The organism is Micromonospora sp. URMC 103 (assembly GCF_051386435.1).
Taxonomy (GTDB): Bacteria; Actinomycetota; Actinomycetes; order Mycobacteriales; family Micromonosporaceae; genus Micromonospora.
In genome coordinates, this window is sequence record NZ_JBPQTR010000004.1 from 1,250,544 (window position 1) to 1,267,659 (window position 17,116).

General features: G+C 72.7%; 13 protein-coding genes. 9 read left to right on the forward strand and 4 right to left on the reverse strand.

Annotated elements, in window-relative coordinates:
* Nucleotides 1-199: 199 nt before the first annotated feature.
* Nucleotides 200-679, forward strand: a complete 480-nt coding sequence (locus ACSNOA_RS09465; protein ID WP_436657577.1) for a hypothetical protein — start codon at nt 200-202, stop codon at nt 677-679.
* Here ACSNOA_RS09465 and ACSNOA_RS09470 read toward each other — a convergent pair.
* On the reverse strand, nt 625-906 hold the full coding sequence (locus ACSNOA_RS09470) for a DUF2277 family protein (protein WP_436657578.1): 282 nt from the start codon (nt 904-906) through the stop codon (nt 625-627). The two genes, ACSNOA_RS09465 and ACSNOA_RS09470, sit on opposite strands and share 55 nt — an antisense overlap.
* Nucleotides 907-959: 53 nt before the next feature.
* Here ACSNOA_RS09470 and miaB point away from each other — a divergent pair, with 53 nt between their 5' ends.
* Nucleotides 960-2,459 carry a tRNA (N6-isopentenyl adenosine(37)-C2)-methylthiotransferase MiaB gene (gene miaB, locus ACSNOA_RS09475; RefSeq protein ID WP_436657579.1) on the forward strand — a complete coding sequence of 500 codons (1,500 nt, stop codon included), beginning with the start codon at nt 960-962 and terminating at the stop codon, nt 2,457-2,459.
* 173 nt (nt 2,460-2,632) lie between these two features.
* Here the strand turns inward: miaB and ACSNOA_RS09480 are convergent, their stop codons facing one another.
* On the reverse strand, nt 2,633-3,841 hold the full coding sequence (locus tag ACSNOA_RS09480) for a DUF349 domain-containing protein (RefSeq protein WP_436657580.1): 1,209 nt from the start codon (nt 3,839-3,841) through the stop codon (nt 2,633-2,635).
* Between the two features lie 152 nt (nt 3,842-3,993).
* Between ACSNOA_RS09480 and ACSNOA_RS09485 the strand changes: the two genes are divergently transcribed.
* From ACSNOA_RS09485 to dapF, 3 genes are read left to right on the forward strand one after another with little or no spacing between them, the layout of a single operon-like run.
* A complete protein-coding gene (locus tag ACSNOA_RS09485) occupies nt 3,994-4,755 on the forward strand; it encodes a hypothetical protein (RefSeq protein ID WP_436657581.1) in 762 nt (253 codons plus the stop codon).
* Nucleotides 4,752-5,723 carry a tRNA (adenosine(37)-N6)-dimethylallyltransferase MiaA gene (gene miaA / locus ACSNOA_RS09490; protein ID WP_436657582.1) on the forward strand — a complete coding sequence of 324 codons (972 nt, stop codon included), beginning with the start codon at nt 4,752-4,754 and terminating at the stop codon, nt 5,721-5,723. Before ACSNOA_RS09485 ends, miaA begins: the two co-directional genes overlap by 4 nt.
* Before the next feature lie 7 nt (nt 5,724-5,730).
* A complete protein-coding gene (dapF, locus tag ACSNOA_RS09495; RefSeq protein ID WP_436657583.1) occupies nt 5,731-6,585 on the forward strand; it encodes a diaminopimelate epimerase in 855 nt (284 codons plus the stop codon).
* 712 nt (nt 6,586-7,297) lie between these two features.
* Here the strand turns inward: dapF and ACSNOA_RS09500 are convergent.
* The gene (locus tag ACSNOA_RS09500; RefSeq protein WP_436657584.1) at nt 7,298-8,764 is read right to left on the reverse strand and encodes an NAD-dependent malic enzyme; all 1,467 of its coding nucleotides are present in this window, start codon (nt 8,762-8,764) and stop codon (nt 7,298-7,300) included.
* Nucleotides 8,765-8,894: 130 nt separating this feature from the next.
* Between ACSNOA_RS09500 and hflX the strand changes: the two genes are divergently transcribed.
* Together hflX and ACSNOA_RS09510 are read left to right on the forward strand one after the other, a co-directional pair.
* Nucleotides 8,895-10,382 (forward strand): GTPase HflX, encoded by a 1,488-nt coding sequence (hflX, locus tag ACSNOA_RS09505; protein WP_436657585.1) that lies wholly within the window; start codon nt 8,895-8,897, stop codon nt 10,380-10,382.
* 50 nt (nt 10,383-10,432) lie between these two features.
* Nucleotides 10,433-12,196 (forward strand): hypothetical protein, encoded by a 1,764-nt coding sequence (locus tag ACSNOA_RS09510; RefSeq protein WP_436657586.1) that lies wholly within the window; start codon nt 10,433-10,435, stop codon nt 12,194-12,196.
* Between the two features lie 21 nt (nt 12,197-12,217).
* On the opposite strand, the gene lexA is transcribed toward ACSNOA_RS09510, so the two are convergent.
* On the reverse strand, nt 12,218-13,003 hold the full coding sequence (gene lexA / locus ACSNOA_RS09515; protein WP_436657587.1) for a transcriptional repressor LexA: 786 nt from the start codon (nt 13,001-13,003) through the stop codon (nt 12,218-12,220).
* 604 nt (nt 13,004-13,607) lie between these two features.
* On the opposite strand from lexA, the gene nrdR reads away from it, so the two are divergent.
* Together nrdR and ACSNOA_RS09525 are read left to right on the forward strand one after the other, a co-directional pair.
* Nucleotides 13,608-14,108: a transcriptional regulator NrdR gene (gene nrdR, locus ACSNOA_RS09520; RefSeq protein WP_436657588.1), complete on the forward strand. Its 501-nt coding sequence runs from the start codon at nt 13,608-13,610 to the stop codon at nt 14,106-14,108.
* Nucleotides 14,109-14,145: 37 nt separating this feature from the next.
* On the forward strand, nt 14,146-17,067 hold the full coding sequence (locus tag ACSNOA_RS09525; RefSeq protein ID WP_436657589.1) for a vitamin B12-dependent ribonucleotide reductase: 2,922 nt from the start codon (nt 14,146-14,148) through the stop codon (nt 17,065-17,067).
* The last annotated feature ends 49 nt before the right edge of the window (nt 17,068-17,116 follow it).

Sequence of the window (17,116 nt, forward strand, 5' to 3'; positions counted from 1 at the left end):
CCGCGTCGATCCGCGGAACGGGCCACCATACCCGATAAACTGTCATCTTTCGGCTGGTCGCCGCAGCACCACTCCAGGAAATTTTGCCCGGAATGGTCACAGAGCGGTAACTTGCCCACGGCTGAGGTCAAATGCACCGCACCATCGTCAGTAAGGCCCGATCCGGAGGCCGGTGGGACGAACGCAGCGAGGAGGCGGCATGACCGAGCTGTGGAACTGGAGAATCGACCGGGTACGACCCGAGGAGGTCTACCCGGCGCTGGCCGAGGCGCTCGGTCGGGTGGTGATGCCACTGGCGATCGCCGACCCGGCGCGGCTGCCGTCGTACGCGGTGATCTGCGACGTCTGGCAGGCGCCCGGCGAGTTCGCCACGATCGTGGACTGCTACGGAGTGCCGGACCGGCTCCCCGAGCACGCCTCCATCGCCGCGCTGGCCCGGCTGCTCGACCGCAACTGCCTGCTGCGCGACGACACCCTCGACGCCGGCCGGCACCTGCTCGTCGCCCCCGACGGCACGATCCGCCCGGTGCACTTCGACGTCCGCGAGACCGACGACGGCGAGGTGCTCAGCAACCAGCGCCTCTGCACCGAGGCCGACCCCGGCTGCCGCGGCTGGTCGCAGTGTCACCGCTCCCGCTGGGCTCCCGACACGGTCGCGCCGGCGCTCGCGGCGGCCTGACCGGCCCGCGGCCCACCCGCGCCGCCCCGCACCACGAGCTGGTCGAGCAGGGTGCGGGTGGCCTCGGCCACGGTGGCCACCGCGGCCTCGAACGCGGCCGCGTTGTGGGCGGCGGGCGCGCGGAAGCCGGAGATCTTCCGGACGTACTGCAACGCCGCCGCGTGGACGTCGTCGTCGGTCACCTCCGGGGTGTACGGCTCACGCAGGGTCTTGATGCTCCGGCACACGGCTCCTCCTCGGTTCCGGTCGATCCGGTCGGCCCGGATACGCTGTCCTCGTCATGACTACCGCAGCGGCGGGCAGCCCGCGTACCTACCAGGTGCGGACGTACGGCTGCCAGATGAACGTGCACGACTCGGAGCGCATCTCCGGGCTGCTGGAGCAGGCCGGCTACGTCCGCGCCCCCGAGGCCGACGAGCACCCGGACGTGGTGGTGTTCAACACCTGCGCGGTCCGGGAGAACGCCGACAACCGGCTCTACGGCAACCTGGGTCATCTGCGCCCGGTCAAGGACAAACACCCCGGGATGCAGATCGCGGTGGGCGGCTGCCTGGCCCAGAAGGACCGCGGCGAGATCGTCCGCCGGGCGCCCTGGGTGGACGTGGTCTTCGGCACGCACAACATCGGCTCGCTGCCGGTGCTGCTGGAACGGTCCCGGCACAACACCGCCGCCGAGGTCGAGATCCTCGAGTCCCTCGACGTCTTCCCCTCGACGCTGCCCACCCGCCGCGAGTCGACGTACGCCGGGTGGGTGTCGATCTCGGTGGGCTGCAACAACACCTGCACGTTCTGCATCGTGCCCTCTCTGCGCGGCAAGGAGAAGGACCGCCGCCCAGGCGACATCCTCTCCGAGGTGCGCGCGCTGGTCGACGAGGGCGTGCTCGAGGTGACCCTGCTCGGGCAGAACGTCAACTCCTACGGCGTCGAGTTCGGCGACCGGCTGGCCTTCGGCAAGCTCCTGCGGGCCTGCGGCGACATCGACGGCCTGGAGCGGGTCCGGTTCACGAGCCCGCACCCGAAGGACTTCACCGACGACGTGATCGCCGCGATGGCCGAGACGCCGAACGTCTGCCACTCGCTGCACATGCCGCTGCAGTCCGGCTCCGACACCGTGCTGCGGGCCATGCGCCGGTCGTACCGGGCCGAGCGCTACCTCGGCATCATCGAGAAGGTCCGCGCAGCGATGCCGGACGCGGCCATCACCACCGACATCATCGTCGGGTTCCCCGGTGAGACCGAGGCCGACTTCGCGCGCACCCTCGACGTGGTCCGCGAGGCCCGCTTCTCCTCGGCGTTCACCTTCCAGTACTCGAAGCGCCCCGGCACGCCCGCCGCCACCATGGACGGCCAACTGCCGAAGCAGGTGGTCCAGGAGCGCTACGAGCGGCTCATCGCGACCGTCGAGGAGATCACCTGGGCGGAGAACCGGAAGCTCGTGGGGGAGACCGTCGAGGTGCTGGTCGCCGTCGGCGAGGGCCGCAAGGACGAACGCACCGGGCGGATGTCCGGCCGGGCCCGGGACGGCCGCCTCGTGCACTTCGAGGCCGGCTCCCTCGCGGGACAGATCCGCCCCGGCGACATCGTCCACACCACCGTCACGTACGCGGCCCCGCACCACCTCAACGCCGACGGCGAGCCGCTGTCGCACCGCCGTACGCGGGCCGGCGACGCCGCCGAGGCGGGCCGCACGCGGCGTACGCCCGCGGTGCTGCTCGGGCTGCCCACGATCGGCGCCCCGGCCGTAACCCCCGCGCCCACGTCGGGCTGCGCCGCGCACTGACGGGTCCCGGCACGCCCAAGATCCGCACTTTCCCGGAAACTGCTGTCTCGGCGGCGTCCGAGGCAGCAGCTTCCCCGTAGTTGCGCGGATCTTGGGGCCGCGCGCCGGTGGTCCCCGGACGCGCGGGAGCCCCGGTCCCGCGTGGGGGACCGGGGCTCCCGGCGTCGTTCAGGTCAGCTGGACTGCTCCGCGAGCTGCAGGAACTGCCGCTTCGAGGCGAGCGCCTGCTCGGCCTCGCGGATGCGGCGGGCGTCGCCGGCGGCCTGCGCCCGGGCCAGTCGCTCCTCCGCCTCGGCGACCTGCGCCCGCATCTGGGCCAGCAGCGGGCTGTCCTCCTTGGAGGTACGCCGCCACGCCGAGTCCATCACCTCGCGGACCTTCTCGTCGACGGCCCGCAGGCGACGCTCCAGCCCGGCGGCCGCCTCGCGGGGCACCCGACCGGCCTCGTGCCACTGCGCCTGGATGTCCCGCAGCTTCGCCTGGGCGCCCTTGGGGTCACCCTCGACGTCCAGCGCCTCCGCCTCGGCGAGCAGCGCCTGCTTGCGCTCCAGGTTGGCGCGCTGCTCGTTGTCCCGTGCCGAGAAGACCTCGCTGCGGCGGGTGAAGAACTCGTCCTGCGCAGCCCGGAACCGTTCCCAGAGCCGCTGCTCGGCCTCCTTGGACGCCCGGGGCGCGGCCTTCCACCGCGTCATGAGGTCCTTGAGCTGGTTGGCGGTGACCGCCCAGTCGCTCGAGTCCTTGAGCTTCTCGGCCTCGGTGACCAGCTCCTCCTTCACGGCCTGCGCCTGCTTGCGCTGGGCGTCGAGGGAGGCGAAGTGGGCCCCACGACGGCGGGTGAAGCCGTCCCGGGCGGCCGCGAACCGCTTCCACAGCTCGCCGTCGGTCTTCTTGTCGACGCCCCGGATCGTCTTCCACTCGTCGAGGATCTCCTTGAGCCGGTCACCGGCGGTCTTCCAGCCCGTCGACTCGGCGGCCAGCTTCTCGGCCTCCTCGACCAGCGCCGTCTTGCGGGCCAGGGCCTCGCCGCGGGCCGCGTCCCGTGCCGCGCGGGCCTCGCCGGCCTTCTCCTCGGCCGTCGTGGCGAGCCGGTCCAGCCGTGCGGCCAGCGCGTCGATGTCGCCGACGACGTGCGCCTCCGCGAGCGAGGCCCGGATCCGGCGGATCGTGCTCAGCGAGTGCCCGGCGTCGGCCGCACCCGAGTTGAGCCGGGCCTCGGTCAGGTCCACTTCGGTGACCAGGTCCGCGAAGCGCCGCGCGAAGTGGGCCAGCCCCTCCTCCGGCGCTCCTGCCTGCCAGGATCCGACCACCCGCTCGCCCTCGGCGGTCTTGACGTACACGGTGCCGTCCGCGTCCACCCGTCCGAAGGCAGTCCAGTCGCTCATGTGCCCATCCTCGTTCTCCCGGCGTCGGGAGAGCAGTATCCCGATCGCCGCCACGGCGCAGCCAAGTTTCTCCCCGGCATTGTCACAGGTACGACCCCGTCCCCGTCGAGCGCCTATCGCCGACCGTGACCATACGGTGTCCTAGCGCCCGGATGACCGGATCGGCGGACAGAGGCGTCGGTGCGTCCCGCTACCGTGAACGGGTGCCACTGGTCGCCGCCGCCGTCTGCCCACACCCGCCCCTGCTCGTGCCCGAGGTGGCCGGCGCCGCCGCACCGGAGCTGGACGACCTCCGTACCGCCTGCGACACGGCCGTGGCCCGGCTGCTCGCCGCGGATCCGGAGGCCGTCGTGCTGGTCGGCGACGGGCCGGCGACGGGCTGGATCCGGCCGCCGGCGACCGGGTCGCTGCAACCGTGGGGCGTCGACCTCGCCGTGCCGCTCGAGCCGGGGCAGGCCGACCGGGGCGCCGTCCTGCCGCTGAGCCTCACCGTGGGCGCCTGGCTGCTGGCCCGGCACGACGTGCGCGTGCCGGTGGCCGCCGTGCAGGTGACGCCGGACGCGGGCGACGAGCGGCTGCGCGGGCTCGCGGCGCAGGTCGTGGAGCGGCGGGTCGGGCTGCTCGCGCTGGGGGACGGGTCGGCGTGCCGGGGGGAGAAGTCGCCCGGCTACCAGGACCCGCGCGCCGAGCCGTACGACGAGATGGTCGCCACGGCCCTGGCCGCCGCGGACGCCGAGGCCCTGCTCGGCCTCGACCCGGCGCTCTCGGCGGAGCTGAGGGTCGCCGGCCGGGCGCCGTGGCAGGTGCTCGCCGCCGCGGCCCTCGCGAGCGGCGGCGACTGGCGCGGCGAGCTGCACTACGACGACGCCCCGTACGGCGTCGCCTACCTCGTGGCCACCTGGGCGCCGGCGTGACCGGCACCGCCGACCCGGGCCGCGCCACCCCCGCCGAGGCCGGCGGCCGTCCACCGGTGGGGACGGTCGTGGCCGTGGTGGGGCCGACGGCGGCGGGCAAGTCCGCGCTGAGCATCGCGCTCGCCCACGCCCTCGACGGGGAGGTGGTCAACGCCGACTCCATGCAGCTGTACCGGGGGATGGACATCGGCACCGCCAAGCTCACCCCGGCCGAGCGCGCCGGCGTGCCGCACCACCTGCTGGACATCTGGGACGTCACCGAGCCCGCGAGCGTCGCCGAGTACCAGCGCCTCGCCCGCGCGGTCGTCGACGACATCCTGACCCGGGGGCGGGTGCCGCTGCTGGTCGGCGGGTCCGGGCTCTACGTGCGGGCGGTGCTGGAACGGTTCGAGTTCCCCGGCACCGACCCCGCCCTCCGCGACCGGCTGGAACGGGAGCTGGCGGAGGTCGGCCCCGCACCCCTGTACGCGCGTCTGCGCGCCGCCGACCCGTCCGCCGCCGCGGGGATCCTGCCCGGCAACGGCCGGCGGATCGTCCGGGCGCTCGAGGTGATCGAGCTGACCGGCGCCCCGTTCACCGCGTCGCTGCCGGCGCCCACGCCGTACTACCCGTCCGTGCAGGTCGGCGTCGACCTCGACACCGCGCTGCTGGACGAGCGGATCGCGCAACGGGTGGAGCGGATGTGGGCGGACGGCCTGGTCGCCGAGACCCGCGAGCTGGTCGGCCGCGGCCTGCCGGACGGGCGTACGGCGAGCCGGGCCCTCGGCTACCAGCAGGTGCTGCGCTTCCTCGCGGGCGAGCTCACCGAGACCGAGGCGTACGAGGAGACCATCCGCGCCACGCGGCGGTTCGTCCGCCGGCAGCGCTCCTGGTTCCGGCGTGACCCGCGGATCCACTGGCTGGACTCGGCCGATCCGGGCCGCCTGGTCGCGGACGCCCTGCGGCTGGTCGCGGCGCCTGCGGGATGATGGAGGCGTGGAGTTCACCAAGGGGCACGGCACCGGCAACGACTTCGTGATCCTGCCCGACCCGGACGGGGCGCTGGACCTCACGCCGGGCCTGGTCGCCGCGCTGTGCGACCGGCGGCGGGGGATCGGCGCGGACGGGGTGTTGCGGGTCGTACGGGCCGCGAAGCACCCGGACAGCGCGGCCCTCGCGGGCGAGGCCGAATGGTTCATGGACTACTGGAACGCCGACGGCTCCTACGCCGAGATGTGCGGCAACGGCGCCCGCGTCTTCGTCCGCTACCTCGTCGACACGGGGCTGGCCACGCCCACCGGCACGGCGCTGCCGCTGGCCACGCGGGCCGGCGTCGCGCGGGCACGCATCGACGGCGACATCATCGCCGTCGAGATGCGCCGTCCCCGGCTGTACGACGGCTCCACAGCGGCCCTGGGCGGGCTCACCCTGGCCGGCACCGCCGTCGACGTGGGCAACCCGCACCTCGTCTGCCCGATCCCGGCGGGCCTTGATCTGGCCGGGCTCGACCTCACCCGGGCGCCCGAGGTCGACCCGGCGGTCTTCCCGGCCGGCGTGAACGTGGAGTTCACCGCCCCGGGCGCACCGGTCGACGGCGTCGACGCCCCCGTGCGGATGCGGGTCTACGAGCGGGGGTCGGCCGAGACGCTCTCCTGCGGCACGGGCACCTGCGCGGTGGCCGCCGTGGCCCTGCGCGACGAGGGCCGGGACACCGGGGTGGTCGCGGTCGACGTGCCGGGCGGCCGCCTCACGGTGACGGTCACGGAGGACAGTTCCTGGCTGGCGGGCCCGGCGGTCCTCGTGGCCACCGGCACGGTAACCCCCACCGCCCTGCCCACAAGCTCCGCCTGACCCGCCGCGCCCGACCCGTTGCCCCGCGCCCCGCGCTGCCCGGGCTGCCCCCTGGCTCGCCGATCATGCACTTGTGGTGGTTGATAAAAGCGCTTTTGTCCCCCTTATCCGGCACCACAACTACATGATCGGCGGGGCGGGCCGGGGCCGGGGCGGGGCTGGGGCGGGCCGGGGCTGGGGCGGGTCGGGGCCGGGGCTGGGGGCGGGCCGGGACCAGGGCGGGTCGGGGCCGGGGCTGGGGTGTGCTGTCGCGATGGGCGGCGCCACCGCACCCGTCACGGGACCCGCGTCGATCAGCTCGGCCGCCGAGGGGTTGATCGACACCAGCTCGCCGATGAGGTGGTATCCGGACGCGCCGGATACCACCTCATCGCCGAAACGGAGTGGATCAACCTGACCGGCCTGGCCGTCGAGCCCCGCCGTCGAGCCTCGCTGCTGAACCTCGCCGCCGAGCAGCCTCGCTGCTGAGCCTGGTCGCCGAGCCTCGCCGTCGAGCCTGGTCGTCGAGCCTCGCTACCCGCGATCTTGCACTTTCGGCCCTCAGACTGCGGTAAACGCACCCTTTGTCCGGGCACAAAGTGCAAGATCGCGGGGCACCGGCACCGGCGCCGGTGCACCCGGCGGCGGCGCGGGGCACCGGCACCGGCACCGGCCCCGGCACCGGGGCGCCCGGCGGCGCGCCGGGCGCGGCGCGACGCGTCGGGTGGGCGGGTCAGGGGGTGGCGGAGGCTTCGGCTGCGATCTCGGGCAGGTCGGCCGGGCCGGGGTCGGCCGCGGGCGCGGGCGCGGGGTTCTGCGCGGCGGCGCGTACGGCGGCGGCGACCGCCGGGGCGACCCGGGCGTCGAACACGCTCGGCACGATCACCGTCGGGTTGATCTTGTCCTCGCCCACGACGTCCGCGATGGCCCGCGCCGCCGCGATCGCCATCTCCTCGGTGAACTCCTCGGCGTGCGCGTCGAGCATGCCCCGGAACACGCCGGGGAAGGCCAGCACGTTGTTGATCTGGTTGGGCTGGTCCGACCGGCCGGTGGCCACCACGGCGGCGTGCTTGCGGGCCTCCCGCGGGTCGACCTCCGGGTCGGGGTTGGCCAGCGCGAACACGATGGCGTCCTTGGCCATCGTGGCGATGTCGTCTCCGGTGAGCAGGTTCGGCGCGCTCACGCCGATGAAGACGTCGGCGCCCTGGATCGCCCCCGCCAGGTCGCCCGAGTAGTTGTCCTTGTTCGTGTTGTCGGCGAGCCACTGCCAGGCCGAGTTGAGCCCGGTCTGGCCGCGGTGCAGGGCGCCCTGCCGGTCGTACGCGATGATGTCGCCCACACCCTGGCGCAGCAGCAGCTTCATGATCGCGGTGCCGGCCGCGCCGGCGCCGGAGACGACCACCCGGACGTCCGGGAGGCGCTTGCCGACCACCCGCAGCGCGTTGGTGAGGGCGGCCAGCACGCAGATGGCGGTGCCGTGCTGGTCGTCGTGGAACACCGGGATGTCCAGCGCCTCGCGCAGCCGGGCCTCGATCTCGAAGCAGCGCGGCGCCGCGATGTCCTCGAGGTTGATCCCGCCGTACGCCGGGGCGATCGCCTTGACGATCGACACGATCTCGTCGGTGTCCTGGGTGTCGAGCACCACGGGCCACGCGTCGACACCGCCGAACCGCTTGAACAGCGCGGCCTTGCCCTCCATGACGGGCAGCGCGGCGGCCGGCCCGAGGTTGCCCAGGCCGAGGACGGCCGAGCCGTCGCTCACCACGGCGACCGTGTTGCGCTTGATGGTGAGGCGGCGGGCGTCCGCAGGGTTCTCGGCGATCGCCTGGCAGACCCGGGCCACACCCGGGGTGTACGCCCGGGACAGCTCGTCACGGGTCCGCAGCGCGACCTTCGAGCTCACCTCGATCTTGCCGCCGAGGTGGAGCAGGAAGGTCCGGTCGGAGACCTTGCGCACGTCCACGCCGTCCAACGCGCTGAGCGCCTGGACGACCTGGTCGGCGTGGCTGGCGTCGGCGGTGTCGCAGGTGAGGTCGACCAGCACGTGGGTGGGGTCGGAGTCGACCACGTCCAGCGCGGTGACGATCGCGCCGGCTTCCCCGACGGAGGTGGTCAGCCGCCCGATCGACGAGGCGTCCGCCGGTACGGCGATCCGGATCGTGATCGAGAATCCGGCACTCGGGAGTCGGGTGATGGCCACAGGTTCCCTCCGTCAACGCTGAGCGGCTCGACTCGCATTTCTACTCGCCTGTCGAGGTCGGCCGGCATCCGGCCCCGCTACCGACGGGTACGGACGGCGGGCATATCACAGGTGCGGCGGGCGTTGTCACATGACAGGATTGCTCGGTACCCGACAGAACGGACAGGAGATCGGCTTGCGCGACCAGGACACCGTCGTCTTTCCCTTCGAGAACGAGGAGCTCGACGCCACCACCGGTGAGCTCGAGCTGTCGGAGCGGCAGGCGCTGCGGCGGGTCCCCGGTCTCTCCACCGAACTCACGGACATCACCGAGGTCGAGTACCGCCAGCTCCGCCTGGAGCGGGTGGTGCTGGTCGGGGTCTGGACCGAGGGCACGCAGAGCGACGCGGAGAACTCGCTCGTCGAGCTGGCGGCGCTGGCCGAGACGGCCGGTTCGCAGGTGCTCGAGGGCCTCATCCAGCGGCGCAACCGGCCCGACCCGGCGACGTACATCGGTCGGGGCAAGGTCGACGACCTCGGTTCGGTGGTGCTCGCCACCGGCGCCGACACCGTGATCTGCGACGGGGAGCTGTCGCCGTCCCAGCTGCGCAACCTCGAGCAGCGCACCAAGGTCAAGGTCGTCGACCGGACGGCGCTGATCCTCGACATCTTCGCTCAGCACGCCAAGAGCAAGGAAGGTAAGGCGCAGGTCGAGCTGGCCCAGCTGGAATACCTGCTGCCGCGCCTGCGCGGTTGGGGTGACACGCTGTCCCGGCAGACCGGTGGTAGCGCGCGCGCCGGCGGCGCCGGCGGTGTGGGTCTGCGCGGTCCCGGTGAGACCAAGCTGGAGACCGACCGGCGCCGGATCCGCACCCGCATCGCGCGGCTTCGCCGCGAGATCAAGGGCATGCGGACGGTACGCCAGACGAAGCGCGCCCGCCGCACCCGCAACGCGGTGCCCGCCGTCGCCATCGCCGGCTACACCAACGCCGGCAAGTCGAGCCTGCTCAACCGGCTGACCGGAGCGGGTGTGCTGGTGGAGAACGCGCTGTTCGCCACCCTCGACCCGACCACCCGCCGGGCCGTCACCGACGACGGGCGGGTCTACACCCTCTCCGACACGGTCGGTTTCGTCCGGCACCTGCCGCACCAGATCGTCGAAGCGTTCCGCTCGACGCTGGAGGAGGTCGCCGACTCCGACCTGGTGGTGCACGTCGTCGACGGCACCCACCCGGATCCGGAGGAGCAGGTCCGGGCGGTGCGCGAGGTGCTCGCCGAGGTGGGCGCCGACCGGCTTCCCGAGCTGCTGGTGGTCAACAAGACCGACGCGACGGACGAGGAGACCCTGCTGCGGCTCAAGCGGCTCTGGCCGGACGCCGTCTTCGTCTCGGCGCACTCGGGCCGGGGTGTCGACGAGCTGCGGGCCACCATCGAGTCGCGGTTGCCGCGGCCGGCCGTGGAGGTGCGGGCCGTCGTGCCGTACGACCGGGGTGAGCTGGTGGCCCGGGTGCACCGCATCGGCGAGGTGCTGAGCATGGCGCACCTACCGGAGGGCACCCGGCTGCACGTCCGGGTGAACGAGGCGCTCGCCGCCGAGCTGGCCCCGTACGACGAGGGGCGGGCGCTCACCCAGTCGTGAGCCGAACCGGCGTCACCCGGTGGAAACCGGTGGCATGCGACACTTGCGCAATGCGCCGCGCTGTTTCTTCGGTCACGGTCGCCCTTGGACTCGTCGGGGCGACCGTGGCGCTCACCGGGGCCGCCCTCGCGGCTCCCGTCCCGGCCGCCCCCGCCGAGCCCACGCCGGGTAAAAAGCGGTGCACCATCGCCGACGAGAACCTGACCGAGCTCTCCGGCCTGGTGGCGACGAAGAGCGGCTACGTCGTGATCAACGACGGCACCGAAGTCGCCCAGCGTAAGCGTGTCTTCTTCCTCGACACGAAGTGCAAGGTCAGCAAGAGCGTGGGCTACTCCGGCGCCGGCCCGTTCGACACGGAGGACCTCGCTCTCTCGCCCGACGGCAAGAACCTCTGGATCGCCGACACGGGCGACAACACCAGCTCGAAGACGCGCCGTGAGCGGGTGGCCGTCTGGACCATGCCGCTGACCGGCGCCAAGCAGCCGGTGCTGCACCGCCTCTCCTACCCGGAGAAGAAGCCGCACGACGCCGAGGCGCTGCTCGTCGGTGACGACAACAAGCCTCTGATCATCACGAAGGTGACGTCGGGCAAGGCCGAGATCTACCGCCCGGCGGGGGCGCTCAAGAACGGCGACACCGATCCGGTGCCGATGGAGAAGGTCGGCGAGATCAGCCTGCCGAGGACCGAGACGGAGAACCCGCTCAACACCTTCGGGCGGGTCGCCATCACCGGCGCCGCGCGTTCGCCCGACGGCGGCCGGGTGGTGCTGCGCACGTACGCAGACGCCTTCGAGTTCGACGTCACGGGCGGGGACATCGTCGGGGCGCTGACCACCGGCAAGCCCCGGGTGACCCCGCTCGCCGACCCGTTCGGCGAGGGGATCGCCTACACCCCGGACGGCAAGACGTTCCTCACCGTGTCCGACGCCCAGTCCGTCGGCGGTGAGGAGCCCGTCGACATCCTCAGCTACACCCCGTCCACGAGCGGGGCAGCACCGATCGCCGAGGACCCGGCGGCCAAGCCGGCGGCGGAGACTTCCTGGTTCGCGAGCCTCGACCTCCAGGACATCACCTACATGATCGGGGCGGTCGGCGTGGTCGGCGCCCTGTTGGTCGGTGCGGGCATCGTCGGCATCCTCCGGGCCCGACGCCGGCCGGCCACCGACGACGACGAGTCCGACGGGCCGGACCGGAAGGACGACCTGGCCGGCGGCCGTGCGGACGAGGGCTACCCGGGCGGCGACCGCGCTCGGGGCGGCGTCTACGGCGGCGCTCCGGCCGGTGGCGGCGTGTACGGCGGCGGCCCGGCGGGCGGTGTCTACGGTGGCGGCTCGGGCCGTGGCGGCGCGGCGCCGGCCGGTGGCGGTGTCTACGGCGGCGGCCGGCCGGCGGGCGGCTCGGGCCGCGGCGGTGCGGCCCCGGCCGGCGGCGGTGTACCCCCGGCCGGCGGCGGCGTCTACGGCGGTGGCGGCGGCCGGCCCGCCGGCGGTGGCGGTGGTGGCCGGCCCGCCGGCGGTGGCGGTGGCCGCGGTACGGGTGGCCGGCCGGGCGGTGGCGGCGTCTACGGCGGTGGCGGCCGCCCGTCGGGCGGTGGGCGGCCTTCGGGTGGTGGACGCCCGGTCGACGGTCCCCACGGTGGCGGGCAGCCCGGTGGTGGCGGCGTCTACGGCGGTGGGCGTGCCGAACCTCCGCGACGGGGCGGCCCGGAACCCGACTACCGCGGGCAGCGCGCCGGTCGCCGGCGCGAAGAGGACGTCGACCCGTACGGCCAGTACCCGGGGGGCGGCCGCGCCTACCGGGGCGACCGCTACTGACGGCCGCCCCGAGGCGCCGCCTCAGATCCGGCGCAGCACCGCCACGACCCGGCCCATGATGGTCGCGTCGTCGCCGGGGATCGGATCGAACGCCGGGTTCTGCGGCATCAGCCAGACGTGCCCGTCCCGGCGGCGGTAGGTCTTGACGGTGGCCTCGCCGTCGAGCATGGCGGCCACGATGTCGCCGGACTCGGCGTTGGGCTGCTGCCGGACCACGACCCAGTCGCCGTCGCAGATCGCCGCGTCGAGCATCGAGTCGCCCTTGACCTGGAGCATGAACACCTCGCCCTCGCCCACCAGCTCGCGGGGGAGGGGGAACACGTCCTCCACCGCCTGCTCGGCGAGGATCGGGCCACCGGCGGCGATCCGGCCCAGCATCGGCACGTACGCCGGCGTGGGGCGCTGCGCGCGGCTCACCTCGTCGTCGACGACGTCGCTGGGGGCGCGGACGTCGACGGCGCGCGGGCGGTTGGGGTCGCGGCGCAGGAAGCCCTTCTTCTCCAACTCCTTGAGCTGGTAGGCGACGCTCGACGGCGACACGAGGCCGACGGCCTCGCCGATCTCGCGGACGCTCGGCGGGTAGCCGTGCCGTTCGACCCAGGTGCGGATGAACTCGAGGATCCGTCGTTGCCGGGCGGTCAGGTCGACCGTCGCCGGGTCGGGAAAGGCGCTGACCACCGGGGTGACCGGGCGCACGGCGGGCTGCCCCGTCCGGCTGCGCGCGGCGCCACGGCGCCGAGCGGCCGGCGGACCCGCCTCGGCGATCTGCTGCGGGTTCTTCGGCCGGCTGGCCCGGTCCTCGGTCACGTCCGTCCTCCCTGTCGGCGCTGGGTGCCCCCGGCGGCCCGTGGTGCGGGCGGTGTTGCCGGTGTGCGTGGTGGTGCGGCGGGTTCCGCCGCGACCGGTTGTTCCTGACCGTATAGGTGAGATCGGTCATTTTCAAACATCTGTACGACCTGCCACCGGCGTGTCGCGCGGAAAAGCCGTTCTTTCGTACTCCCGTTCTGATAAATGGTACGTCGGTTGGCACGCGTGTTCGAACACTCGGCTGTCCGACCGGCCGTCGGGGGACCTCGACCGGTCGACCGATAACCCGGTCCGAGCCCACCCGTTGGGCTCACCGGCGGTCCGGTCGCCGGCCGCCGTGGGCCGGTCGGGCGGGCGCGATCGACGGGGTCGATGGCGTGACACGCGGGACACGCCGTCAACTTGACCGGGGTCCGCTGGCGACATACGGTCGACCCCTAGATGTAGTAGTCACATGGGCGTAAGTTGCCTACAGGTTGGGTCCGACTACCGACCGCACTCCCGTACGGCGACACGGCGGGCGGCCATCGCACGATGGCGCCGCCGTGTCCGACCGTGCCCGGGGTGCGCCGGTGCGGCCCGCGGTCGATCGAGGAGGTCAGTGATGCGGTGTCCCTACTGCCGGCATGCGGACTCCAGGGTGGTCGACTCACGGGAGGCCGACGACGGCCAGCTCATCCGGCGGCGCCGGTCCTGCCCGGAGTGCGGCAAGCGGTTCACCACGGTGGAGGAGGCCGTCCTCGCGGTGGTCAAGCGCAGCGGGGTGACGGAGCCGTTCAGCCGGACGAAGATCATCGGCGGGGTGCGCAAGGCGTGCCAGGGCCGGCCGGTCGACGAGGACTCGATCGCGCTGCTCGCCCAGCGGGTGGAGGAGACGGTCCGCGCCAAGGGCGCCGCCGAGATCCCGAGCCACGACGTGGGGCTGGCCATTCTGGGGCCGCTGCGGGACCTGGACGAGGTGGCGTACCTGCGGTTCGCCAGCGTCTACCGGTCCTTCGACTCCCTCGCCGACTTCGAGCGCGAGATCGAGTCGTTGCGGGACGCGGCACGCGCCCGGGGCAACGGCGGGGCCGGCGCGGTCGAGGCCGCCGGCCGTACCCATTGATCTTTTCGGTTTTTGACAGTTTGTTTTGGGACGCGCGGTGGGTGACCGCGCAGACGAGGGGGGCGACGGCGTGACAACGAGCAGGTCGCGGAGCAAGGCAGGCGCGGGCCTGAAGGTCGAGCGGGTCTGGACGACGGAGGGGGTCCACCCGTACGACGAGGTCAGCTGGGAGCGCCGGGACGTCGTGATGACGAACTGGCGGGACGGCTCGATCAACTTCGAGCAGCGCGGGGTGGAGTTCCCCGAGTCGTGGAGCGTCAACGCGGCGAACATCGTGACCACCAAGTACTTCCGGGGCGCGGTGGGGACCCCGGAGCGGGAGTGGTCGCTCCGGCAGTTGATCGACCGGGTGGTCACCACCTACCGGACCGCCGGTGAGGAGTACGGCTACTTCGCGAGCCCGGCAGACGCCGAGGTCTTCGCCCACGAGCTGACCTGGATGCTGCTGCACCAGGTGTTCAGCTTCAACTCCCCGGTGTGGTTCAACGTGGGTACGCCGTCGCCGCAGCAGGTCAGCGCGTGCTTCATCCTCGCCGTCGACGACTCGATGGACTCGATCCTCGACTGGTACAAGGAGGAGGGGCTGATCTTCAAGGGCGGCTCCGGGTCCGGGGTGAACCTCTCCCGCATCCGCTCCTCCAAGGAGCTGCTTTCCTCCGGCGGCACCGCGTCCGGCCCGGTGAGCTTCATGCGCGGCGCGGACGCGTCGGCCGGCACCATCAAGTCGGGCGGCGCCACCCGCCGGGCCGCCAAGATGGTGATCCTCGACGTGGACCACCCCGACATCGAGGAGTTCGTGGTCACGAAGGCGCGCGAGGAGGACAAGATCCGCGCGCTGCGGGACGCCGGCTTCGACATGGACCTCGGCGGCGCCGACATCGTGAGCGTCCAGTACCAGAACGCCAACAACTCGGTCCGGGTCTCCGACGAGTTCATGAACGCGGTGGAGAACGGCGGCAGCTTCGACCTGCGCGGCCGCCTTGACGGCGCGGTGATCGAGTCGATCGACGCCAAGAAGCTCTTCCGCACCATCTCCCAGGCCGCCTGGGAGTGCGCCGACCCCGGCCTCCAGTACGACGACACGATCAACGACTGGCACACCTGCCCGGAGACCGGGCGGATCACCGCGTCGAACCCGTGCTCGGAGTACCTGCACCTGGACAACTCCTCGTGCAACCTGGCCTCGCTCAACCTCATGAAGTTCCTCCGCGCCGACGGCGGCTTCGAGGTGGAGAAGTTCGTCAAGTCGGTCGAGTTGGTCATCACCGCGATGGACATCTCGATCTGCTTCGCCGACTTCCCCACCGAGAAGATCGGTGAGACGACCCGGGCCTACCGGCAGCTCGGCATCGGCTACGCCAACCTGGGCGCGCTGCTGATGGCCTCCGGCCTGCCGTACGACTCGGAGCAGGGCCGGTCGGTCGCCGCGGCCATCACCTCGCTGATGACCGGCACCGCCTACCGCCGCTCCGCCGAGCTGGCCGGCATCGTCGGCGCGTACGACGGCTACGCCCGCAACGCGGAGCCGCACAAGCGGGTCATGCGCAAGCACGCCGCCGCCAACGACGCGATCAAGCCGGCCGGCACCGTGGCCACCGCCATCCAGCGGGAGGCCACGAAGCAGTGGAGCCTCGGCAACAAGATCGGTGACAAGGCCGGCTGGCGGAACTCGCAGGCCAGCGTGCTCGCGCCGACCGGCACCATCGGCCTCATGATGGACTGCGACACCACCGGCGTCGAGCCGGACCTGGCGCTCGTCAAGTTCAAGAAGCTGGTCGGCGGCGGCTCCATGCAGATCGTCAACCAGACCGTTCCGCGGGCCCTGCGCAGCCTCGGCTACCCGGAGGAGCAGGTCGAGGCGATCGTCGAGCACATCGCCGACCACGGCCACGTCGTGGACGCCCCCGGCCTCAAGCCGGAGCACTACGCGGTGTTCGACTGCGCGATGGGCGAGCGGTCCATCGCCCCGATGGGCCACGTGCGGATGATGGCGGCCGTCCAGCCGTTCATCTCCGGCGCCATCTCCAAGACGGTCAACATGCCGGAGCAGGCCACCGTCGAGGACGTCGAGAAGATCTACTTCGAGGGCTGGAAGCTCGGCCTCAAGGCGCTCGCCATCTACCGCGACAACTGCAAGGTCGGCCAGCCGCTGTCGGCGGCGAAGCCGAACAAGGCGACCGCCGAGACGTCGGCCACGACGCCCGCCCAGGCCGCCCCGGCCGAGGTGGAGCGGGTCGTCGAGAAGGTCGTCGAGTACCGGCCGGTGCGCAAGCGGCTGCCGAAGAAGCGCCCGTCGCAGACGATTTCCTTCTCGGTCGGCGGCGCCGAGGGCTACCTCACCGCGTCGTCCTACCCGGACGACGGCCTCGGCGAGGTCTTCCTCAAGATGTCGAAGCAGGGTTCGACCCTCGCCGGCGTGATGGACGCCTTCTCGGTGGCCATCTCCATCGGTCTCCAGTACGGCGTCCCGCTGGAGACGTACGTCAGCAAGTTCACCAACATGCGCTTCGAGCCGGCCGGCATGACCGACGACCCGGACGTGCGGATGGCCGCCTCGGTGATGGACTACATCTTCCGTCGCCTGGCGCTGGACTTCCTGCCGTACGAGCGCCGCGCGGAGCTGGGCATCTTCACCGCCAAGGAGCGGGCCGCCCAGCTCCAGGCCGAGGCGGAGGCGGAGGCGAGCGGTGCGGACCTCACCGCGATGGCCGCCTCCGCCCCGGTCGAGACCCGGCCGGAGGAGCCGAAGACCGGCCCGGTCGCCCAGCCGGCCGAGGAGACCGCCGACATCGCGGCCGCCAAGGCGGCGCCGTCGGTCGGTTCCAGCACGGAGCTGCTGGAGGCCGTCATGGGCAAGGCCGCGGACGCGCCGCTCTGCTTCACCTGCGGTACGAAAATGCGCCCCGCCGGTAGCTGCTACGTCTGCGAGGGCTGCGGCTCCACCAGCGGCTGCAGCTGACGTACGCGGAACACCCAAGCTGCCCCGGTCTCCCCATCGGAGGCCGGGG